Annotated in this window: 23 protein-coding genes and 1 pseudogene; 8 read left to right on the top strand and 16 right to left on the bottom strand. The window is 70.9% G+C overall.

Features of this window, described 5'->3' with window-relative positions; translation table 11 throughout:
* Positions 1 to 25: 25 nt before the first annotated feature.
* A complete protein-coding gene (locus tag AB0E98_RS17705; RefSeq protein WP_361703191.1) occupies positions 26 to 2098 on the bottom strand; it encodes a dynamin family protein in 2073 nt (690 codons plus the stop codon).
* Between the two features lie 86 nt (positions 2099 to 2184).
* On the opposite strand from AB0E98_RS17705, the pseudogene AB0E98_RS17700 reads away from it, so the two are divergent.
* Positions 2185 to 2397: pseudogene (locus AB0E98_RS17700) on the top strand (hypothetical protein); the annotation flags it as partial.
* Here the strand turns inward: AB0E98_RS17700 and AB0E98_RS17695 are convergent.
* From AB0E98_RS17695 to AB0E98_RS17680, 4 genes are all read right to left on the bottom strand, one after another.
* Entirely contained in the window at positions 2385 to 2891 is a 507-nt protein-coding gene (locus AB0E98_RS17695) for a phospholipase A2 (RefSeq protein WP_361703188.1), read from the bottom strand. The pseudogene AB0E98_RS17700 and the gene AB0E98_RS17695 sit on opposite strands and share 13 nt — an antisense overlap.
* A 132-nt stretch (positions 2892 to 3023) precedes the next feature.
* The gene (locus AB0E98_RS17690; RefSeq protein WP_361703185.1) at positions 3024 to 3845 is read right to left on the bottom strand and encodes a phosphotransferase; all 822 of its coding nucleotides are present in this window, start codon (positions 3843 to 3845) and stop codon (positions 3024 to 3026) included.
* 136 nt (positions 3846 to 3981) lie between these two features.
* Positions 3982 to 4239, bottom strand: coding sequence for a hypothetical protein (locus AB0E98_RS17685; RefSeq protein WP_361703182.1), 258 nt, complete (start codon positions 4237 to 4239; stop codon positions 3982 to 3984).
* Positions 4236 to 4625: a hypothetical protein gene (locus tag AB0E98_RS17680; RefSeq protein WP_361703678.1), complete on the bottom strand. Its 390-nt coding sequence runs from the start codon at positions 4623 to 4625 to the stop codon at positions 4236 to 4238. The genes AB0E98_RS17685 and AB0E98_RS17680 overlap by 4 nt, the downstream gene beginning before the upstream one ends.
* Before the next feature lie 162 nt (positions 4626 to 4787).
* Here AB0E98_RS17680 and AB0E98_RS17675 point away from each other — a divergent pair, with 162 nt between their 5' ends.
* A complete protein-coding gene (locus AB0E98_RS17675) occupies positions 4788 to 5015 on the top strand; it encodes a GntR family transcriptional regulator (protein ID WP_361703180.1) in 228 nt (75 codons plus the stop codon).
* A 4-nt stretch (positions 5016 to 5019) separates the two neighbouring features.
* Here the strand turns inward: AB0E98_RS17675 and AB0E98_RS17670 are convergent, their stop codons facing one another.
* The 3 genes from AB0E98_RS17670 to AB0E98_RS17660 are packed head-to-tail and all read right to left on the bottom strand — an operon-like array spanning position 5020 to position 6607.
* The gene (locus tag AB0E98_RS17670) at positions 5020 to 5865 is read right to left on the bottom strand and encodes a helix-turn-helix transcriptional regulator (RefSeq protein WP_361703178.1); all 846 of its coding nucleotides are present in this window, start codon (positions 5863 to 5865) and stop codon (positions 5020 to 5022) included.
* Complete coding sequence (locus AB0E98_RS17665; protein WP_361703177.1) at positions 5862 to 6398, bottom strand: DUF6879 family protein; 537 nt, start codon at positions 6396 to 6398, stop codon at positions 5862 to 5864. Before AB0E98_RS17665 ends, AB0E98_RS17670 begins: the two co-directional genes overlap by 4 nt.
* A gap of 5 nt (positions 6399 to 6403) precedes the next feature.
* A complete protein-coding gene (locus tag AB0E98_RS17660; protein ID WP_361703175.1) occupies positions 6404 to 6607 on the bottom strand; it encodes a hypothetical protein in 204 nt (67 codons plus the stop codon).
* Between the two features lie 193 nt (positions 6608 to 6800).
* On the opposite strand from AB0E98_RS17660, the gene AB0E98_RS17655 reads away from it, so the two are divergent.
* The 4 genes from AB0E98_RS17655 (at position 6801) to AB0E98_RS17640 (ending at position 9022) form a co-directional block, all read left to right on the top strand.
* Positions 6801 to 7031, top strand: a complete 231-nt coding sequence (locus AB0E98_RS17655) for a DUF397 domain-containing protein (protein ID WP_361703172.1) — start codon at positions 6801 to 6803, stop codon at positions 7029 to 7031.
* Between the two features lie 86 nt (positions 7032 to 7117).
* Positions 7118 to 7585 (top strand): hypothetical protein, encoded by a 468-nt coding sequence (locus AB0E98_RS17650; protein ID WP_361703170.1) that lies wholly within the window; start codon positions 7118 to 7120, stop codon positions 7583 to 7585.
* An 11-nt stretch (positions 7586 to 7596) separates the two neighbouring features.
* Positions 7597 to 8682 carry a methyltransferase domain-containing protein gene (locus AB0E98_RS17645; RefSeq protein WP_361703168.1) on the top strand — a complete coding sequence of 362 codons (1086 nt, stop codon included), beginning with the start codon at positions 7597 to 7599 and terminating at the stop codon, positions 8680 to 8682.
* Between the two features lie 175 nt (positions 8683 to 8857).
* A complete protein-coding gene (locus AB0E98_RS17640) occupies positions 8858 to 9022 on the top strand; it encodes a hypothetical protein (RefSeq protein WP_361703165.1) in 165 nt (54 codons plus the stop codon).
* Here AB0E98_RS17640 and AB0E98_RS17635 read toward each other — a convergent pair.
* Positions 9015 to 10418, bottom strand: a complete 1404-nt coding sequence (locus AB0E98_RS17635) for a helix-turn-helix transcriptional regulator (protein ID WP_361703163.1) — start codon at positions 10416 to 10418, stop codon at positions 9015 to 9017. The two genes, AB0E98_RS17640 and AB0E98_RS17635, sit on opposite strands and share 8 nt — an antisense overlap.
* A gap of 199 nt (positions 10419 to 10617) precedes the next feature.
* Here AB0E98_RS17635 and AB0E98_RS17630 point away from each other — a divergent pair, with 199 nt between their 5' ends.
* Entirely contained in the window at positions 10618 to 11112 is a 495-nt protein-coding gene (locus tag AB0E98_RS17630; RefSeq protein WP_361703161.1) for a hypothetical protein, read from the top strand.
* Positions 11113 to 11245: 133 nt separating this feature from the next.
* Here the strand turns inward: AB0E98_RS17630 and AB0E98_RS17625 are convergent, their stop codons facing one another.
* Together AB0E98_RS17625 and AB0E98_RS17620 are read right to left on the bottom strand one after the other, a co-directional pair.
* On the bottom strand, positions 11246 to 12115 hold the full coding sequence (locus AB0E98_RS17625) for an alpha/beta hydrolase (protein ID WP_361703159.1): 870 nt from the start codon (positions 12113 to 12115) through the stop codon (positions 11246 to 11248).
* Positions 12115 to 12699, bottom strand: a complete 585-nt coding sequence (locus AB0E98_RS17620) for a TetR-like C-terminal domain-containing protein (protein ID WP_361703157.1) — start codon at positions 12697 to 12699, stop codon at positions 12115 to 12117. Before AB0E98_RS17620 ends, AB0E98_RS17625 begins: the two co-directional genes overlap by 1 nt.
* 250 nt (positions 12700 to 12949) lie before the next feature.
* On the opposite strand from AB0E98_RS17620, the gene AB0E98_RS17615 reads away from it, so the two are divergent.
* Entirely contained in the window at positions 12950 to 14419 is a 1470-nt protein-coding gene (locus tag AB0E98_RS17615; RefSeq protein WP_361703155.1) for an alpha/beta fold hydrolase, read from the top strand.
* A 77-nt stretch (positions 14420 to 14496) separates the two neighbouring features.
* Here the strand turns inward: AB0E98_RS17615 and AB0E98_RS17610 are convergent, their stop codons facing one another.
* From AB0E98_RS17610 to AB0E98_RS17590, 5 genes are all read right to left on the bottom strand, one after another.
* Complete coding sequence (locus AB0E98_RS17610; RefSeq protein WP_361703152.1) at positions 14497 to 15054, bottom strand: hypothetical protein; 558 nt, start codon at positions 15052 to 15054, stop codon at positions 14497 to 14499.
* A 143-nt stretch (positions 15055 to 15197) separates the two neighbouring features.
* Complete coding sequence (locus AB0E98_RS17605; protein ID WP_361703150.1) at positions 15198 to 15875, bottom strand: TetR/AcrR family transcriptional regulator; 678 nt, start codon at positions 15873 to 15875, stop codon at positions 15198 to 15200.
* Complete coding sequence (locus AB0E98_RS17600; protein ID WP_361703148.1) at positions 15863 to 16603, bottom strand: enoyl-CoA hydratase family protein; 741 nt, start codon at positions 16601 to 16603, stop codon at positions 15863 to 15865. Before AB0E98_RS17600 ends, AB0E98_RS17605 begins: the two co-directional genes overlap by 13 nt.
* A gap of 11 nt (positions 16604 to 16614) precedes the next feature.
* The gene (locus tag AB0E98_RS17595) at positions 16615 to 17775 is read right to left on the bottom strand and encodes an acyl-CoA dehydrogenase family protein (RefSeq protein ID WP_361703146.1); all 1161 of its coding nucleotides are present in this window, start codon (positions 17773 to 17775) and stop codon (positions 16615 to 16617) included.
* Positions 17772 to 19658 carry a biotin carboxylase N-terminal domain-containing protein gene (locus AB0E98_RS17590; RefSeq protein WP_361703143.1) on the bottom strand — a complete coding sequence of 629 codons (1887 nt, stop codon included), beginning with the start codon at positions 19656 to 19658 and terminating at the stop codon, positions 17772 to 17774. The genes AB0E98_RS17595 and AB0E98_RS17590 overlap by 4 nt, the downstream gene beginning before the upstream one ends.
* Positions 19659 to 19664: the final 6 nt, after the last annotated feature.

Below are 19664 nucleotides of genomic sequence, written 5' to 3'. Positions count from 1 at the left end.
GCCGTCATGCGGCGGCCGGGATCCGTCAGGGCTTCTTCTCCAGCTTCCGCAGGGCCTCCACAAGGGTCCGGCCCTCCTCGTCGACGGGTTCGAGCTGCTCGATCAGGCCTTGCCGGACCTGGTTCTCGGGGTTGGCGATGCGCTGCCGTACGAAGTCGCGCGTGCTCTCCAACTGCTCCCGGTACTGCGCCAGGTTGTCGCTCAGATGATCGATGACGTCCGTCCCTTGGACGGCGGCGGACAGCGCGAACTGCTCCTTGACCGCCTGGGCCTCGGTGTCGATGGCGCCGATCCACTCCTCCTGGAGGACCTGGAGCGAGTTGAGCTTCCTCTTGCGGTACTCGATCCCCATGAAGACCATCCCGGCCACACCCGCGACGACTCCGGCGGGAGGGAAGACGGTGCCGGCCGCCGCCAGACCGTAGAAGTAGGTCCCGCCCGCGGCGATGGGTGCCACGAGGCCGACCAGCGCCGCCGCGCGCTGGACGGTGTCCTGCGCGGTGGCGGTGCGTTGTGCCCGCCGGGGCAGGGACAGGTCGTTCACGTCGAAGACGGAGTCGGGAAGCCGCCCCGTGAGGTCCTTGTCGCCGAAGGCGTGCTCGACGGCCTGGGCCACGTCCTGCTTGAACGCCTCGAACTGCTCCGTCCACAGCGTCGCCGGGCCGGCCGGGGCCTCCATCCACGTCCGGAGCGCCTGGGCCTTCGACATCTCGACCTGGTGCGCCTTGGCCGCCTTGCTCACGTCGGTCTGCCGGATGGTGGCATCCAGCGCGCCGTGGAGGTGGGAGGCCAGGCGGCCGAACGGCCGGACGGCGCGCCCCACCCGGGCCTGGAGCTTCCGTTCGAGCTGGTCGCGCAGCTCCGGCAGCACCCGGTCCAGCAGCTCCAGCCGCCGCTGATGACCGTCCAGGAGCTCTTTCAGCCCGTCGATCTCCAGCCGCTCGGCCCGCAGCCGGTCCTCGATCACCCGCAGCCGGGGCACGAGCAGCACCCGCGCCTCGGCCGCCACGGCCGCGATGTGCCGGGTACCGGTCCCCGTTCTGATCAGGTCCTCGATCGCCTGGCGCAGGGTGTCCATCCGGCTCTCCGCGCGACATCGCCGCGCCGGCGACTCGGCCTCCTCGGCCTCGAGCTTCGCCGCGCGCGCCTCCAGGGCCGGGGAGACGGGGATGAACCCCTCGCCGATGAAGCCCAGTTCCGGCTGGCCGTCGGGGAGGGTGAAGTTCTCCTTCAGATAGCTGTTGTTGCGGGCGATGGTCGCCTTCCACTCGACGACGTCGTTCAGGTCGAGGTTCGACGCCGAGTCGATCGCGGTGACCACCCACACGACCCGTTTGCCGGAGAGCAGGTAGTGCTCGTAGAGGAAGCGGATGAGGTCCAGGTCGCGTTCGGAGAGCGTCCGGCTGGCGTGCGAGACGTACATGAAGCAGTCCGCGTCGGCCATCGCGGCCCGCACGATCAGATCGTGGACGGGGTTCGGCGAACCGTATCCGGGCAGGTCGTAGAACTTCGCCGGCAGCCTGGCGTCCGCCAGGAGCACCTCGACCTCGGCCACCTCGCGGCCCCGGTGCTCCCTGAGCCGGTTGGTGACGTCCGCGTCCTGCATGGCGTACGCCGCGACCACGGAAGGCGCCGGGGAGTTCCCGACGTCCTGCCACTCGCCGTCGGCCGAGTCCGTGAAGCGCACCCGTAGATAGCCGGTCCCGGAGGCGTCGACCGCGGACTGGCGCCCGTCGACCGGTACGACGGTCGCGGGACAGGCGGTGGTCGGCACGGGGGAGGACGGCAGCAGCCCCACGAACTTGTCCGCCGTCAGCCCGTCGGGCGTCTGCACCTCGACCAGCTCCAGCCCGCCCTGCAAACCGCTCAGCAGAAAGCTCTTGCCGGACGAGAAGGCCCCGAGGAGCGCCACGTTGATCAGGGTCGAGGCGGCACGCGTCCGCAACCGCTTCACGGTCGCGGCTTCCGCCCGTAACTCCTCCGGCCACTCCGCCGGAACCTCGGGGAGGCCGGCCGCGTCGCGCAGCCACGCCTCGGACCGGTCGAGAACGTCGCGCAGTTCACCGCGCGTTTCATCCACATCCCTCGGCACTGTCACGCCACCGGTATAGCTCTGGCCGAAAGGTGGCGTGGGCGGAATCGGCAACGTCGGGCCCGTACCGTTACCTTGCCCGGCCTGGTTGTGGACGGACCTGTGTGCGGCTGGACTGCCTGGCGGGCAACGAACGGCTGAACGCGTACTACGGGGAGGCGGGTTACCGGGTCGTGGGCCGCAAGGAGGGCAAGCCGCAGCCGGGCGGGGCACCGAAGTCGTTCACGCTGTGGGAGAAGGACCTGCGGCCTGCGTGGTCTGCCGGTCCGGCCGAGGCTGTGCCTCACAACGCCTACTCGCCGTAGAACGCCGAGCCTCCGTACTGCCGCACGGCCTGGTGCATCGTCCGCGCTGTGCCGGCGCAGTTCGCGAGAACGTCCGGCCGGTCACGGCAGATCCGGAGCATCTCCTCAAGGAAGCGGTCGTCGATGCGCTCGCGCCGGGGTTCGACGGGGTCCAGGCGCAGGCCCCCTCCGCCGTAGTTCCGGTAGCCGAAGTCGTGGATGACGCAGGCGTCATGGAAGACCTTCGCCCACGAGCGAGGGGTGGGGGGCGAACAGCCGTCGGTGTCCCAGTCGAAGGGCTTTTCGTGCCGGCGCGCGTAGGCGGGGAACTCTCGGTAGGTCCTCGCCATGAGGAAGTCGGCCCGCTCGCGCACCAGATCGGCGTGCCCGGCCTGCGTCGCCCCGGACGCTGCCGCGGGTGCGGCACTCGGCAATGCACTGATCAGGAACGATCCGCAGAGGGCGAGCCCGGCGAGGAACCGCGACGCAGCGCGCCGTCGGGTGTGGAATCTCATGCTGGTCCCATCTGGAGACGCGAGTGCGGGGATACGAGACATCGCTACCCCGTGTAATCAAAAGTAGCCATATGTAACTTTGGTCGTCTCTCGCGCATCCGTGCCAGGCCGTGCGTCGGCCGACAGGCGCCGTCATCGCCTCGTCTGGGGGAGGAGGCCGAGCAGCGCGGTGAACCGGGCGTTGCTGGGCCGGGCGTCGACGGGGCCGACGCGGGAGGTCCAGGCCCGGCAGTTGGCGGCGACGAAGGCGCGGAGGGCGGCGGCGTTGGCCGTTTCCCAGCACGCCGTGAACCCGGCATCGGCGGCCCAGGTGAGCGCGGTCCCGGGCGGGCAATCGGCCTCCATCAGCCGTACGGCGGTGTTGGCGACGTCCACCCATGCCGGGCCGAGGGCGGGCATCGCCCAGTCGACGAGGTGCGCGCGGTCGGCGGTGACGAGGAGGTTGTGGGGGTGGGTGTCCGTGTGGAGGAGCGTACGGCCGTGGAGGAGCGGCAGTTCACTCGTCTCCAGGAACCCGGCCCAGCGGCCGGCGAACGACGGCACGCGGAGGTGCGGGGGTGGTGACGGGAGGCGGTAGGCGGCCCGGATCACCTCGGCGACCAGGTCGAGATCCGCTGCGTCGGCCGACAGATCGGCGTGCCGCGCGCCGCCGACGTACTCGAAACCGAGCAGGTCCCAGCCGGCTGTTGCGACGTGCCAGAGCAGCCGGGGCCCGAGGGGGCGGGTGTAGGGATTGACGGCGGCTTCCCAGCGCTGGCCCGCGCGGGCGGCGCTGTTCGTCAGGGGCGTGCCCTTGACGAACGTTGCCGTGCCGTCCGCTGCCGTCAGCGCGGCGGCCATGGCGCAGTTGAGCCCGCCGGAGAGCGCCCGGGCCGTCGCGATCGGCCCGGTGCGCTCCTCGACGGCCGCCCGTACGGGGCGGGGCAGGTCATGCCATTCGGTGCGCGACGTCATGGCGCCCCTTTGACGTCTTGACGGACGGCTATTGCTGGGTCGCCCCGCACTTGCGACAGCGTGTCGCGCCGCTCCACTGGACCCAGTCGTGCTCGCATTCGCGGTTCCGGGTGCGGCTCGACACTCTCATGGCGTTCTATGTTCCCTTCGTCTGCGACTCGGATGCCGGTACGGACGCCGGTACGACGATCGGCGACCAGACCCGCTCCGCGGCCTCGAACTGCTGTCGCTCCGCCGGTTCGGGCGTCCGGAGATTGCTGGCGTAGGCCCGCCGGCTGAACCCATTGGGGTGCTGCATCCGGACCAACCCGTTCACGGACTCGATCACCACGCCGACGGCGCTGCTGAAAGTGTCCACGGCGACGGTGCCGAGTGCGACGTCCGGCACGCTCACTTGCCCCACCGTCCCCGCGAATTCACCGTGGCGAGCTCGGCGCTGAGGCGTTCGGCGTCCGTGGCGGGCCGTACGGCCCGCGGTTCCGCTTCCCACTCGCACCCACCGGCGGGCGGGCGTAGTTGGAGGCGGGGGCCTTCGTGGCCCATGACCTGACCGACGCGGTCGATGCGTGTGTCGTAGACGAACGTTCCGGGGGTGGGGGCGAGTGCGGGTTGCGGGCAGGTGCAGGGGAGGGGCGGCGGGGACGGGCGGTGGACACCGCTGGTGTGGGGGAGGGAGAGGACGGTTGGAACGGCGGGCGTGGGGGTCGGGGGCGTGGGCGCCGTGCGAACGGCGCCACGAGCCCTGTTCCGGCGGAGCAAGCGGGAGATAAGGTCGCGCATGTCATCAGCTCCTTGGGCTGGTGGCCATGCCCCCGGGCCGGTGAAGCGGTCGCGGGGGTGCTTTGTGCGGCCAGGCTAGGTCGGCCGTATGGGGCTGTCTATAGCCCGTCACGCTCGGAGGCCGCTATGTTCGACCGTGTGCGAATACATACAGTCTTTAGGGTGATGGAATTCGACCCGACGCAGCCCAAGTGGGCCCAGATCGCGGAAGTCATCCGGCGGCGCATCGCCACGGGCGAATACGGGACGCACCACTTGATCTCCGAAGCGCAGCTCCAGCAGGAGTTCGGCGTCGCGCGTGTGACGGTCCGCAAGGTGACGGCCGCCCTCCGCGTCGAGGGCCTGATCGTCACCACGCCCGGCATGGGCTCCTTCGTCGCCAAGCGGTAGCGCGCTATCGCCCCACGTCGAGGGCGGCCCGCGAGCGCGCGATGAGACGGTGGGCCTGATGTCCGTACACGGCGGACTCTGCGAGCCAGTCCCACGCGCGCACGTACAAGGCGATGCTGTCCGCGTCGTCCAGCCAGAGCTCCGCGTTGATGGTCTCGACGATCACCAGCCGGTCGTCGTAGATCCAGAAGCCGTGTGAGGGCGTACGTCTCAGCGGCGCACTGAACGGGACGATCCCGAGCTCGATGGTGTCCAAGCCGATGAGGCCGATCAATCGGTCGAGCTGGGCCGCCAGCACCTCCGGAGGGCACACGCGAGCGTACAAGACGCTCTCCCAGAGCAGGAACCGGAAGGAACGGCCAGCTTCGTACAGCGCTTCCTGACGCCGTATGCGTGCCCGGACCGCTTCTTCCGTGTCGCGCGGCGACTGCCGGAACTCCACATTCGCGCGGAACACGTGGCGTGCGTAGTCCGCTGTCTGAAAGAGCCCTGGGACAAGGGCGGTCTCCACGCCTCGGGTGAGCTGCGTCTTCTGGCCCTCCACGAAGGCCAGTTCCTGTCGGGGCCGGTGCCCGTGGGCCAGCTGGCGTCGCCAGGTGCGGTATTGGTTTTCCAGACTGTGAAGGCGCCCTCGTAGCTCGGTCGTGGCCTGGTCTCTCCCGACCGCTGCCGCCCACGCGCTGAGATCTTCCCGCGTCGGGGTCTGTTTGCCGTTTTCCAGACGGGAAACCTTGGAGGGAGGCCAGCCGAGTCTCTCGGCCAGCTCCTTGCCGTTCAAGCCGGCCTCGGCGCGCAGCTCACGCAGCCGCGCGCCGAGGGCGACCCGCGCCGTCTGGAAGTCCGTACTCACGCCGTGGAACGTACCCCGCGTTGGAATTCCGCAGTACGGAGGGCGTAATGCCATGCCAAGTCGCGGACTTGGCACCCTTGGGTGACCAGCGACGGATCCTCGGCCAGCTCGACTCCCAACGTCGTGCCTTGGTCGTCGAAGTGGAAGCGGACGAGGAGGCGGGAGTCGAATAGCCAGAAATCGAAGTCGGGCAAGCCGTGTCGCTCGGCGTCGGTGCGGTGGATGTTGCGGATGTCCTCACCCGCTTCGACGTTGCCGAGGCCGCTCGCCAGGAGGAATCGCTGACCTTCGGTGGGTGGGTCGTCCACGATTCGGACTCGCTCGATCCGCTTGCCCGCGTTGGTCTGAGCGCGTACCTGCGCGTGCCACGGATGGTCGGGGTCGTAGCCGAGGGGATCGCCGTCCAGCCAGCGCTGCCACTTCGGGCTGTCCCGGTCCACCGCGTACCCACGCTGGGTTTCCAGCCTCCAGGCCGTGTGCTCGAACTCCTCGAATACATGGGAGATGTCTTCGAACGGGACGATGTTCGGCAAGGTGTCTACTCCTTGGGGGCGTAGCGGGTCAGCAGTTCACGCGGAACGACGACGAAGGTTTCCGTGTCCTTGATGTCCCTGAGCTGTGCCAAGTGCGCGGGATCAATCAGGCGATCGCCCTGGACGACGATGTCACCGGTCTCCTCGATCTCGTACAGCGTCGGACAGTTGCCGTTGTCGGACGTGGTGCCGATGAACTTGAGCGTCATGGGCTGTTCCCCTCTGTGAAGACGAGCGGGGCATCAGCTTGCCCGGTCCCCTTCAGGCAGCGCCTGCCGATTGCTTGAAATTGCAAGCCGGATGGTGGCAGGGAAGCAATTGCGCGCAATCGCGTGGCTGCCAGGCTTTGCTCATCCCTAGCGTCCTGGTGTGCCAGATTCCATCGCTTAGGGAGGTACGACCATGACCGGAACCGACCTGTACGCGCTCGACATCGCCGGGGCTTCGTTCGCCAAGGCGTGCGGAGGCAACACCCACCCGGACGGGGAATCGTGTGTGACGCTCGCGTGGATCGGTGAGAACGCCTGGGCCATGGGCGACAGCAAGCGCCCCGATGCCGAACCGCTGAGGTTCACCACGGCCGAACTGGACGCGGCCGGCATCGACCCGGGCCGCTTCGGCCTGACGGCCTGACCTCTACCCCCCCAGAATCCGCAGCCCCTGCCCCCCCGGCTCATGGGGGCGGGAGCTGCTCCCACCTGCGCGGAATCGGGGCGCTCGTGCACTTCCACGGCTATCTGTGGGTCGGCGACAAAGCGGTGTTCGACAAGGAGAGCGCCCGGCGCCCGCCGTCGCGCGTGGAGCCGACGGCGACGAGTCCGCCCGATGTGGTGGACAGGTACAAGGAGGCGGTGGCCGAGTGGCGGGTCACCGAGGTGCCGCCCCTGGAGACCAAGTACTGGCTGGTGAAGCCGGGGAGACTGATCCGGGGGACTTGGGCGCATCCGAAGGAGGCCGCCGAGTGGCTGGGGGAGCGACTGGCCGAGCACGCGCCGCGATTCGCCTCGCCGGCCGACCGTGACAGCACCCGCCTCGCCCAGAGGGTCGCGTACGCGGCGGAGACGCTCGGCTGGGGCGGGGACGTCTCGCTCGGGTACTACCTGGGACGTCCGTCCTTCCTCAGCCTGGCCGTGGTCGTGTGTTCCCCGAACCGCGCGGATCCTGAACAGGAGTGCCCCGAAACTTGATCACTGATTGAATGCCCGTCTTCGGCGCCGTGCCGAGGTCGGCGTTCCTGCCGGACCTCGTCCGGCGGCACGACCTGGACACCGGCGACGTGTCCGCGATCGACCGCCGGGCCGACCCGGACGCGTGGCAGACGGCGGTCACCGCCAACACACCCCTGGTGACACAGTGGGACGACGGGCGGCACGAAGGGGAGCGGGGGCGGGTGGCGACGATCTCGTCGTCCATGCCGTCGCTCGTGTCCGCCATGCTCACCGACCTCGACATACGCCCAGGGCAGCGGGTGCTGGAGATCGGTACCGGGACCGGCTGGAACGCCGGGCTCCTCGCCCACCGGCTGGGCGCCGGATCCGTGGTGTCCGTGGGCGTGGACGAGGACGCCGTGGAGGCGGCGCGCGGCCGCCTCGGTCGGCTGGGGCCGGTGGCCGACGTCGTACACGGAGACGGCTTCGCCGGGTACGGGCCGGGGGCGCCGTACGACCGGATCGTCGTCACGTGCGGCGTGCGGACGCTGCCGTTCGCGTGGGTGGAACAGACGCGGCCGGGCGGCGTCGTCCTCGTCCCCTGGGGCACCCACTTCTCCTCCACCGAGGCCACGGCCCGGCTCGTGGTCGCCGAGGACGGCCGGAGCGCCCAGGGGACGTTCACTCGGTCCGTCACTTTTATGCGCCTGCGCTCCCAGCGGCTCGCACACGCCTCGTACGACACATACGTCACCGAGGAGAGCCGGGAGACAGCGCGGATCTCCACGACATCCCGCACCCACCGGGAGGTTTTCGCTGACACGTACGACGTGAACCGCTTCGTGCTCGGCCTGCGCGTCCCCGACTGTACGTACCTCGTCGACCGGCCGCGCGAGGGCAGGCGGCCCGTCTGGCCCTACAGCCTGTCGGACCGGCCCTGGGCGTGCGTCATCCACCGCGACGGCAGAAGGGAATTCACCGTCCATCAAGCCGGTCCCCGCAGCCTGTGGGACGAGCTCGAGGAGGCGTATGAGTGGTGGATCGAGCGTGGTCGGCCCGGGTTCGGGCGGCTGGGGCTGACGGTCGACCGGGCCGGGCAGCGGGCGTGGTCGGACGAGCCGGGAGGGCTGATCTGAGGACCGAGTTCACGATCAAGCCCCGCTCGGGCTCCTACTCGTGACGGGCCTCCGCCGAGGCCGTGTCGCCGAGGAGGCGGTCCCCAACCATGGATGCTGCCACAGCGGTTACCACCATCGCCACACTTGTCGTTGCGGAAGTACGGCCGAGCTGGTCGGCGTCGACCTGGGTGGCGTGCGCCGGCCGGAGAGCGGAACACGGTGGCCCGCGACGTCGGACGTCGGCGACCTCAAAACCCGCTCGGAGGACAAGGGCGGCGGCGTCCGGGTCGTCCGGTCGGGCACGGCCACCGTGCCCGACCTCGCCGAGCTGGCCCAGACGGACCCGGCGGTCAGCTGAGGGACAGCCAGGCGTTCGTATTCGCGTTGTACCAGTAGCGCTGCTCGGTGTTCAGGGCGACCGTTCGGAAGGGGCGGCCGCGGTCCTTGACGATGGTGGTGCTCTGGCGGCCGCCGCTGCTCCAGGTCAGTTCCAGGTACCAGCTGACGTCCTGCCCGACCGTGTAGGCGTCGACGTTCAGCACTTGGGGGTCGTCGGCGGACACCTTGTACGGGAAGTCGGTCGAGGTCGTCGGCCTCTCGCCCTCCTTGCCGGGGACGGGTCTGGGCCGGGGCGAGGGGTTGTCGAGGTCGACGGCGAAGGACGCGGGATCCAGTTCGCCGCCGCAGCCCGCCCCCATGGTGTACGTGTTCCAGCGGGGTGCCTTGCGGCTGCCGACCACGTGGATGGACATCCCGTGGAGCACGGTTGTGCTGCTCCCGGTGCCCTGTACGGTCAGCTGCAACCGCAGATGACCCGCCGGGACGGCCTGCAAGGTCTGTGCCCATCCCGCGGTCGCGTTCCGGTTGGGAGGCGGCGGGACCTTGCCGGGTGCCTGGTCCAGGGCGAACCACTGATCGCAGGGGCTGCCCCAGTTGTCGGGCATGACGCTGACGGTGAAGGGGGTCGCCCCGGTAGCGGATGAAGTGCCCTTCCCGGCCGCCGCCTCCTTCTCCTCCTCCTTCTCCTCCTCCTTGACGGTGACGGGGGAGGCGGATCCAGTCGCTGTCGCCGTGTCCGACGGCGACGGCGACGACGTCGGTGACAGCGACGGTGACGCACCGTGCGAGGCGTCCGGGGCAGCCGAGCCCGGCGGTAAGCCTTCACGCGATGCCGTACGCGCGGTGTCGTGCCGGGCCTCGGGGGAGATGCGTCCCGTGTTCGTGCCCCCCAGCGCCGAGACGGTGACGACGGTGCCCGCGACAGCGGCGACGGCCAAGGCCGATGCGGCGGCGAGGAGCAGCCGACGGCGGCGCCCGGCCCACGCCTCGGGCTTCGCCTCGGGCTTCGCCTCGGACTTCGCCCCAGACTTCGCCCCGGCAGCGGGAGTCTCCCCGTCCGCCGAGGCGGCCTCGTCGGGACCGGCCGGCTCGGGTGTCGCTTCGGCGGCGGCCGCCGTGCTCACCTCCGGTGCCTCGGGCTTGGAGTCCGCCGCGGGTGCGTTCTCCCTGCGACGTTCGGTGAGCGCCCGGTGCCACTGTCCGTGCAGGACGAGCAGTTCGTCGGCCGTCGCTCCGCAAACCTTGGCGAACCTCTCCACGGGCGCGAAGTCCATGGGCACCGCCGCACCGTTGCAGTAGCGGTGCAGGGTCGAGTTGCTGGAGTGCAGCCGCTTGGCGAGGGTGCCGTAACTGCGCCCTGAGCGTTCCTTGAGCTCACTCATCAGTTCCGCGAACCGCTCGGTCTCCGTGGCCATTCCACCCTCCCCCTCACCCTGGACGCGCGTTCCAGGCTCAGATGTTTCCCCAGGTGAGAGGGGGTGGAACGGTACAAGGTTCCAACTTCCCCCGGTTCGTGGCCACTGGGACGAAACCGGGCGCAAAGTTGCTCTCGTCAGCCGGTCGGCCCGCCGATCGAACCGTCGCCCCGTGCGACCTCACGAGAGAAGCCTCATCATGTCCACGCCTCGCGTTGTCACCTCGCTCACGGCTCTCGCCCTCGGCTCCGCCGCGCTCGTCGGTTTCGTGGGTACGTCCTCCGCCTCCGCGGCGGAGGCCCGGGTTCCGTACTGCCAGGCCTCCCAGATCAAGGTGACCACCACCACGGTCACCGGCCCGAGCGACCGCCTGCTGATAGCGGCTCAGAATGTCAGCGGCAAGCCCTGCGACCTCGGCATCATCGGTGACGTCACCTTCGACGGAAAGATCCGCGCCGAGCTCCCGGACGGCATCGGCGGCGGCCCCAACATCCTGCGGCCCGGCGACTCCAACTACGAGGCCGTCACCCTCGCCCACCGGTACACCCCCGGCAGCATCGTCCGGACCGGCACCGTGACCCTCGGGCTCGAAGGCGGTGACACGATCACGATCCCCGCCGCGGTCACCGTCGACTCCCCGTTCGTCAACTCGCCCTGGCAGGACACCGCGGAGCACGCCCTCTCCACCCACTGACCGGGAACACCGTGCCCTCCGGTCCCGCCTCTCGCGGACGGGCCCGGAGGGCACGGTCATGCGGGCTGACCGGACCGTACGGACCGGAGCCGAGCGCCCCGATTCCCCGGCGCTGCGGGTCGCGCCCTTGACGTCAGCCCAGCACCCCCCGCAGCCGCTCCGCGAACTCCCCCGGTCGCTCCACCGCGCCCAGGTGCCCGCCCGGGAACTCCTCCAACGGCCGGTCGAGCAGCTCCGCCAGCCGGGCGACCGGCCCGTACAGGGGCACCTGGTCGCGTGACAGGCGTCCCGCTGCCGGGACGAGCTTCGCGGCAGCGCTGCGCAGCGCCGCGAGGTCGGGAACGGTCGAGGAGAACGGGACCAGCATGTGCTCCAGGAAGACGGGGAGGTTGGCGTGCATGCGGGGGGCCATCTCCTGGATCTCCGGGGGGAGATCCGTCGCGTCCCGGTCGTCGGACGGCCCCTCCGTACCCTCCTCCGAGCGCTGCTCACCCACCCCCTCGGCGAAACGTGCCATCGCCGCGCCCGCGCCCTCCGCGCGGAACACCTCGCGCACGTCCGCGAACAGGGTCTTATGAGGCGCCGCGTCCTCCAGCAAGCCCAGCAGCGGCGGCTCGTGCGCGACGAGCCGGCGAACCCGCTCCGGGTGGCGGGCCAGCAGGTCGAGGGCGACGATGGCGCCCGAGCTGCAACCCATCACGGACACCGGCTCGTCCGGCGACAGGTGGTCGATCAGCATTCGGGCGTCCTCGCTCCACTCCGCGACCCGCTGGTCGCCGAGCGGGCCGTGGAGGCTGCTGCGCGACAGGGCGCGCGGGTCGAAGGAGGCCACGGCGTACCCGGCGGCGGTCAGGGCGGCGGCCATGCCCGCGTACATGCCGGCGTCCCCCGCGCCGCCCGGTATCAGCAGAAGCAGCGGGCCGCTGCCCCGCACCTCGTAGTGCAGGGTGGCGCCGGGCACCTCCAGCGTGCCGATCGCGGGCTTGTCCATCGCCTTGTCCATCACTTGTCTCCCCCCTCGTGGGCCGGCCAGGTCGTCAGGAGCAGGTGGAGGGCGTCGAGCGAGCGCGACCACGACTCCCGCACGGGGCGGGAGTGGCCGAAACCGCCGCTCAGTTCGAGGTGGATGTAGCCGTGGAACGTGCTGCGCAGCAGCCGTCCCGCGTCCGTCAGGTCCGGCTCGTCGAGGCCGTACGCGCGCAGCATGCCGTACGTCAGCTCGACGCTGCGGAGGAAGCCGGGGGAGTCCCCGACCTCCTCCGGCGCGAGCTGCATCTGCGTGGCCGCGTAACGGCCGGGGTGGGCCAGCGCGTAGTCGCGGTACGCGTCCGCGAAGGCGATCAGCGCGTCCTTGCCGGCGCGGCCCGCCACCGCCGTCGCGATGCGGTCGGTCATCTCCTCGGCGCCGAGCAGGGCGATCCGTACGCGCAGCTCCCGCAGGTTCCTGATGTGCGAGTACAGGCTGGCGTCCTTGACCCCGAACTGCCGGGCGAGCGCCGAGACCGAGACCTTCTCCAGGCCGTTCTCGTCCGCCATCGCCGCGGCCGCGGCCGTCAGCTTGGCGGCGGTGATTCCTGCGCGCACCACTCGGGCGCCTCCTTTTCCTAGGACTCCTAGGGGGAAAACTAGTAGATCTAGGATCGGTCGCGCCAGTCCATTCGCGTACCCGTCCATTCGGCCCCGCCCGTGTGGCGGGCCCCGTGCCCCCGGCGAAGGATGCGGCGTACAGCAGATCAGCGACGCGGCCCGGTCAGGAGGCGCGGTGGACGGCGATCAGGAGAACGACGACACACGGCGTGGATGGGCGCCGGCCCGGTGGTGGCGGAGCAGGTCCGTCGTGCACAGGCGGTGGATCGCGCTGGGGACCTGCCTGGCCGTGGGCGCCTTCGGCGTGGGCGGGCTGCTGATGACCGATGCCATCCGGTTCGCGGCGGATCCGCCCTGCGACGAGAAGCCGACCGACATCGTCAGGAGCGACTACGAGCTCGGCTTCACCGTGCCGAGCGGACTGATGCCGGACACGCAGTTCACCGGACAGAAGGCGCACGTGGCCGTGCACCGCGTGGGGCCGGAGTACGCGCACGGGCGGTGCCCGAACACGCCCTCCAAGGCCGCCGTGCTGATCCACGGACGCGGGATTCCCGGGCGGCCGGCCTTCGACCTGAAGGGCAAGGACCAGCACAACAACAAGATGAGCATGCAAGAAGGGCTCGCCCGCGCGGGCATCGACACCTTCGCGCCGGACATGCTCGGCTACGGCTATTCCACGCGGTTCGACCACGGCCTGGACGACCCCCACAACGCCAGCCTCACGCCCTACAACGGCGACGGCACCTGCCCGGAGCCCTCGGGGCTGTGCGACCGTACGCACAACTCGATCTTTCCGCTCAAGCAGCAGGCCGAAAAGCTCAAGCCGAACCCGCTCGACAAGCTGTACCCCCACTCCAGCAAGGTGCGCTTCGCGAACATCGACACATGGGTACGTGACATCCGCCAGGCCATCGACGACGCCGTCGCGAAGGCCAAGCCGACGGACGGCAAGGTGACCCTCGTCGGGTACTCGCTCGGGGGACCGCGTGTCGGGAGGACGCTCTACGCGGCCAACCCCAACCCGGCACTGCCCGGCAGCGAGGCCACGATCGCGAAGGTCAACAGCGCCGTCTTCATGTCGTCGCTCTTCAACGGCCTGCCGACCGAGGAACAGAAGCCGCCGAACCTCGTCTCCTTCCCCCTGGTCGTCGCCAACCAGAAAGAGGCGACCACCTGGACGCTCTCCACAGCCAGTGGACCGAGCGATCAGGACTGCACCGGCCGCATCCCGCCGGGCAGCCAGGACAACGTCTGGAAGGAGCTCACGCAGGGGGACCAGATCGGGAAGAAGTGGGGCGGCGACGACCCTCATCACCCCGACGGCCTGGTCCGCTCGCCGACCTTCACCACCTACGGCTGGAACACCACCGTCGCGCAGCAACTGAAGATGCCGGTCCTGGTGCTCCATGGCACCGGCGACGGCACCGTGCCGGTGGCCAACGCGTCGTCCATCTACAACGCGCTTCCGGCGTCGACGACGAACAAGGTGATGGTCCAGGTCACCTGCGCCAGCCATGTGCTCGGGTGGGAAGGCTGCGACGGTGACCGCTGCATGCCCACGAGCCCGGCGAACGTCTACGGCCAGGAACCCGGTACGCCGTGGGCGGGGCCGCACGGCACGGTCACCGCGGCGCTCACCGAGTGGATCACCAAGGGCACCTTCAACGGGGCGTCGAGCGGGAAGTACACCGTCGACAAGAGCGGGGTCGTCCATTAGCCGGTCATGACATCTCGGCGGTCATGACTTCCGGGCCCGCGCGGCCGCACGCCGCACGGGCCCGGAAGGCGGTCACGTCAGCAGGGGCGGACGGTCCAGATCGGGTCCCAGTTGTAGACGGCTTCCCACGATTCGGCACCGGCCGTAAGCGTGACGAGGTTGCCGCCCTTGCCGAGGAGCCGCGCCTGCGTGCCCGGAGTCTGGCGGTTCCACCAGGAGCCGTTGCCGACCCAGTTGGTCAGGCCCTGGTCACGGCAGTAGTAGAGGTTGAGCTGGTCTCCGGTGTAGTACGTGCCCCGGAACATGCAGAAGTTTTCGTACGGGCAGTCGACGAATTTCGCGTCCTTGGCGCTCAGATCGCGCGCCCGCTCCTCGCCGGGCAGGGTGAGCAGCACCGTGCCGCCCTTGATCTCGATCTTGTTGGCGGCCACCTGCCGACCGCCGAGGGTCTTCAGATAGCCGTCGACTCTGTTCTGCAGCACCTTGGCCTGCGGGGCGGTCAGCCCCGCCTGCTTCGCCTGGGCGGCGAAGTCCTTGTGCGTGCCTGCCGCGGAGGCCGTGCCGGTCGCTCCGATAAGCGAACCGGCCAGTGCGGTGGTGGCGAAGGCCATCGCCGCCCACTTGCGGAGTGCCATTCGGGATTCCCCCTTACGGATTCCGGCCGATGCCCACCCGTCGCTCGCGGTGGGCATGCCAGCCAGTGTCCACGGAGGTGTCAGGTGGCGCCCGTAGCTTCGGCGGTGTTCGAAACACGCTGGTGGAGCCGGTACGCGCCCCGTCAGCCGGCGCGCAGTACGTCGTCGAGAAGGCTCGCCCAGTGGGCCACCACGCGTTCGCGGCGGGCGCTGTCGTCCGTCAGGAGGTTGGCCAGGCCGAGGCCGCGTGCCATGTCGAGGAAGCCCTGGACCGTCTCCCGTACGCCGGGGAGGCTCTCGTCCGCGCCGAGCAGCTCCACGGCCATCCGGTGCACCTCCCGTCCCATCCGTGTCTCCAGGTCCACCACCCGGGCCCGGAGCGGCTCCTCGTTCGCCGCCGCCACCCACAGCTGGAGTGCGGCGCGGAAGAGCGGGCCGGTGCAGAGGCCCACGATGCCCTCGACCACGACGTACGTACGGGCCGGGCCCACGACCGGACCGGTCACGATCGGACGGGTGGCGGACAGCAGCCCCCGCAGCGCCGCCGAGCGCTCCTCCGCCACGTGCCCCACCGCTGCCGTGAACAGGTCCTCGCGGGTGGGGAAGTGGTGCTGGGCCGCGCCCCGCGACACCCCCGCGCGCTCGGCGACGACCGCGACCGTCGAGCCCGCCCAGCCGTGCTCCGCCAGGCATGCGACGGCGGCCTCCAGGAGGGCGCGACGGGTGGCCCGGCTGCGGTCCTGCTTGGGGCCGACGGGGCTGGGGCGATCGGGGTGGCCAGGGCGTCTGGGGTGGCTGGGGCGGCTGGTCAGTGCGCCCATACCGGATCCCGCTTCTCCAGGAACGCCGTCATGCCCTCCCGGGCCTCCGCCGAGACGAACAGCCGCGCCGACCGCTCCGCCAGCTCCGTCGCGTCGCGGTCGAAGGCACGTAGAACCTCCGCCGTGACCAGGCGTTTCGACTCCGCCAGGCCCTGGGGGGAGGCCCGGCGGAGGCCCTCCAGGATCGATTCCAGGGTCTTGTCCACAGTGTCCGTCGCCGCTGTGATCAGCCCGATCCTCGCCGCCTCCGCCGCGCCGAAGCGCTCGGCCGTCAGGTAGTAGCGGCTCGCCGCCCTCGGGTCCAGGCGGGGCAGCAGCGGCAGGGAGATCACCGCGGGTGCCAGCCCGATCCTCGACTCCGTGAACGCGAACGTCGAGGTTTCGTCCGCCACCGCGATGTCGCACGCCCCCACCAGCCCCAGGCCCCCCGCCCGTACATGCCCGCGCACCACCGCCACCACCGGCTTGGGCAGTTCCACGACCGTACGGAACAGGGCCACGAGCGCCTCCGGGCCCGTCGGGGCCGGCTGTTCGCCGAGGTCGGCGCCCGAGCAGAACGTGCCGCCCGTGTGGGTGAGCACGACCGCGCGGGTGTTCGCGTCGTCCGCCGCCCGCGCCAGCCCCTCCCTCAACTCGCCCACCAGCCGGGTGGAGAGGGCGTTGCGGTTGTGCGGGGAGTCCAGGGTCAGGGTGGTGACGCCCTGCTCGTACGCGCCGCGGACAAACATGAGCGCTCCTTTCAGTAGGACTTGGGCAGGCCCAGCGTCCGGTGCGAGACGTAGTTGAGGATCATCTCGCGGCTCACCGGCGCCACTCGTGCCACCCGCGCCGCCGTGATCAACGAGGCCAGCCCGAACTCCGAGCTGAGGCCGTTGCCGCCGAGGGTGTGCACCGCCTGGTCGACGGCCCGGACCGCCGCCTCGGCGGCCGCGTACTTCGCCATGTTGGCCGCCTCGCCCGCGCCTTCGTCGTCCCCGGCGTCGTAGAGGTGCGCCGCCTTGTACATCATCAGCCGCGCCAGCTCGATCTCGATGTGGGATCGCGCGAGCGGGTGGGCGATGGCCTGGTGGGCGCCGATCGGTTCGTCCCACACCCGGCGGTCGCGGGCGTACTCGACGGCCCGCGCGATCGCGTACCGGCCCATCCCGATCGCGAACGCCGCCGTCATGACGCGCTCCGGGTTGAGCCCGGCGAAGAGCTGGAGCAGGCCCGCGTCCTCGTCGCCGACGAGCGCGTCCGCCGGCAGCCGGACCTCGTCGAGGACGAGCTCGAACTGCTTCTCCGGGGAAGCGATGTCCATGGGGATCGGGCGACGGGTGAAGCCGGGCGCGTCACGGTCGACGATGAACAGGCAGGGCTTCAGCCGGCCGGTCCGCGCGTCCTCCGTCCGCCCGACGATCAGCGTCGCGTCGGCGATGTCGGCACCGGAGATGAAGACCTTCCGGCCGGTGAGGACCCAGTCGGCGCCGTCGCGGCGGGCGGTGGTGGTCAGCCGGTGGGAGTTGGAGCCGGCGTCCGGCTCGGTGATCCCGAAGGCCATCCTCGTCGTCCCGGCCGCGAGCCCCGGCAGCCAGGCGCGCTTCTGCGCGTCCGTGCCGAAACGGGAGATCACGGTGCCGCAGATGGCGGGGGAGACGACCAGCAGGAGCAGCGGGCAGCCCGCGGCGCCCAGCTCCTCCAGCACGACGGCGAGTTCGGTGATCCCGCCGCCCCCGCCACCGTGCTCCTCCGGGAGGCTGACCCCGAGGTAGCCGAGCTTGCCGGCCTCCGCCCACAGCTCCTCGGCGTGTTTGCCGTCGCGTACGGACGCGGCGAAGTACGCGCGGCCGTAGCGGGCGCCGAGGGCCGCCACGGCGGCGCGGAGGGCGCGTTGTTCGGGGGACTCGATGAGCGTGCTCACGGCTTTTCCTCCGTCTCGGTCACTACGGCCAGTGGTTCGCCCGTTTCCACCTGCTTGCCCGGCGTCGCGTGCAGCGCGGTCAGCGTGCCGTCGACGGGGGCGGTCACACGGTGCTCCATCTTCATCGCCTCCAGCCACAACAGCGGTTGTCCCGCTTTCACGGGCTCTCCGACCGCGATTCCGTCCGCCACACGCACGACGGTGCCGGGCATGGGAGCGAGCAGCGAACCGGGCTCGACCGCGCGGGCGGCGGGGTCCGGGAAGCGGGGGAGGGCGGTGAGGGCGTACGTGTCCACATGGACCCGGGTGCCGTACGCGGTCACTTCGAAGGTGTGGGTGACGCCGTCGGCCTCCAGGGCGACCCGGCCCGGCGCGGCCGACACCACGCGGACGCCCGGGAAGCCCTCCGGGACGAGGCCGTCGCGGGTGCGGCGGTAGCGGACCTCGTACTCCGCGCCGTCGGGCTCGGAACGGTAGCGCTTGACCTGCGGCTGCGAGGGAACGTTCCGCCAGGCGCCGGGGGCGTGGGGGACGGCCAGGGCCGCCGCCAGGGCGGCGAGCCGCGCGTCACGGGGGCGCGTCAGCTCCGCGAAGTGGCGCTCAAGGAAGCCGGTGTCCGGCGCGCCCGCCATGAACTCCGGGTGCCGGAGGGTTCGTACGAGCAGGTCGCGGTTGGTGTGCGGGCCGTGGACGGCGGCGTGTTCGAGGGCGTGGGCGAGCTTGCGGATCGCTTCGCGGCGGGTGGGGGCGTGGGCGATGAGCTTGGCCAGGAGGGGGTCGTAGTGGAGGGGGACGCCGTCTCCTTCGTCGTAGCCCGCGTCCAGGCGGATGGAGGCCCCGGGGCCCTGCGTCCTCAAGCGCCGGACGGGCTGATTCAGGCCCCCTTCCGCTGTCAGGCGCGCTTCCACCGCGTGGCCGTACGGCTCGGGTGCCGCCCCCAGCGACTCCCCCTCCGCCACCCTGATCTGGAGGGCGACCAGATCCACCCCGTACACCGCCTCCGTCACCGGATGCTCGACCTGGAGCCGCGTGTTCATCTCCAGGAAGTACGGCCCCCGGCCTCTCCCGTCCCCCGGCAGCAGGAACTCCACCGTCCCCGCCCCCACGTACCCGATCGCCCGCGCCGCGGCCTCGGCGGCCGAGGTCAGCGCGGCGCGCACCGCGTCCGGCAGGTCCGGCGCCGGGGCCTCCTCGACGACCTTCTGGTGGCGGCGCTGGAGGGAGCAGTCGCGCGTGCCCAGCGTCCATACGGTGCCGTGGGTGTCGGCGAGGATCTGCACCTCCACATGGCGCGCGCCCTCCACGTACGGTTCGACGAAGACCTCGCCGTCGCCGAACGCGGCAACCGCCTCCGCGCGCGCCGACCTCAACTCCTCCTCCAGCACGGCGAGATCCCGTACCACCCGCATCCCGCGTCCGCCGCCGCCCGCCGCCGCTTTGATCAGCACCGGGAGTTCGTCCGCCGTCAGCGCCGCCGGGTCCAGCGGGGCGAGGAGCGGCACCCCGGCCGCCGCCATGATCTGCTTGGCGCGGGTCTTGGAGGCCATGGCCTCGATGGCCGCCGCCGGAGGGCCGATCCACACCAGCCCCGCCTCCGTGACGGCCCGCGCGAAGCCGGCGTTCTCGGACAGGAAGCCGTACCCCGGGTGCACGGCGTCAGCGCCGCCCGCCAGCGCGGCCCGTACGACGAGGTCGCCCCGGAGGTACGTCTCCGCCGCCGTGGTGCCCGGAAGGCGGACGGCCGTGTCGGCCGAGCGCACGTGCAGGGCGCCGGCGTCCGGGTCCGCGTGGACGGCGACCGTGGCGATGCCCGCCTCCCGGCACGTACGGAAGATCCGGCAGGCGATCTCGCCGCGGTTGGCCACCAGAACTGATGCGATCATTCCGCC

The organism is Streptomyces sp. NPDC037389 (assembly GCF_040636475.1).
GTDB lineage: Bacteria > Actinomycetota > Actinomycetes > Streptomycetales > Streptomycetaceae > Streptomyces > Streptomyces hesseae.
The sequence above is the reverse complement of the archived record's forward strand: the minus strand, read 5'-3'. Positions and strand labels throughout refer to the sequence as shown.

Coding starts and splice junctions, on each gene's coding strand:
- AB0E98_RS17630 (WP_361703161.1), top strand. CDS start 10,618: ATGTCCACGCCTCGCGTTGTCACCTCGCTCACGGCTCTCGCCCTCGGC.
- AB0E98_RS17655 (WP_361703172.1), top strand. CDS start 6,801: ATGACCGGAACCGACCTGTACGCGCTCGACATCGCCGGGGCTTCGTTC.
- AB0E98_RS17680 (WP_361703678.1), bottom strand. CDS start 4,625: ATGCGCGACCTTATCTCCCGCTTGCTCCGCCGGAACAGGGCTCGTGGC.
- AB0E98_RS17625 (WP_361703159.1), bottom strand. CDS start 12,115: ATGGACAAGGCGATGGACAAGCCCGCGATCGGCACGCTGGAGGTGCCC.
- AB0E98_RS17590 (WP_361703143.1), bottom strand. CDS start 19,658: ATGATCGCATCAGTTCTGGTGGCCAACCGCGGCGAGATCGCCTGCCGG.
- AB0E98_RS17660 (WP_361703175.1), bottom strand. CDS start 6,607: ATGACGCTCAAGTTCATCGGCACCACGTCCGACAACGGCAACTGTCCG.
- AB0E98_RS17690 (WP_361703185.1), bottom strand. CDS start 3,845: ATGACGTCGCGCACCGAATGGCATGACCTGCCCCGCCCCGTACGGGCG.
- AB0E98_RS17610 (WP_361703152.1), bottom strand. CDS start 15,054: ATGGCACTCCGCAAGTGGGCGGCGATGGCCTTCGCCACCACCGCACTG.
- AB0E98_RS17605 (WP_361703150.1), bottom strand. CDS start 15,875: ATGGGCGCACTGACCAGCCGCCCCAGCCACCCCAGACGCCCTGGCCAC.
- AB0E98_RS17600 (WP_361703148.1), bottom strand. CDS start 16,603: ATGTTTGTCCGCGGCGCGTACGAGCAGGGCGTCACCACCCTGACCCTG.
- AB0E98_RS17695 (WP_361703188.1), bottom strand. CDS start 2,891: ATGAGATTCCACACCCGACGGCGCGCTGCGTCGCGGTTCCTCGCCGGG.
- AB0E98_RS17645 (WP_361703168.1), top strand. CDS start 7,597: ATGCCCGTCTTCGGCGCCGTGCCGAGGTCGGCGTTCCTGCCGGACCTC.
- AB0E98_RS17635 (WP_361703163.1), bottom strand. CDS start 10,418: ATGGCCACGGAGACCGAGCGGTTCGCGGAACTGATGAGTGAGCTCAAG.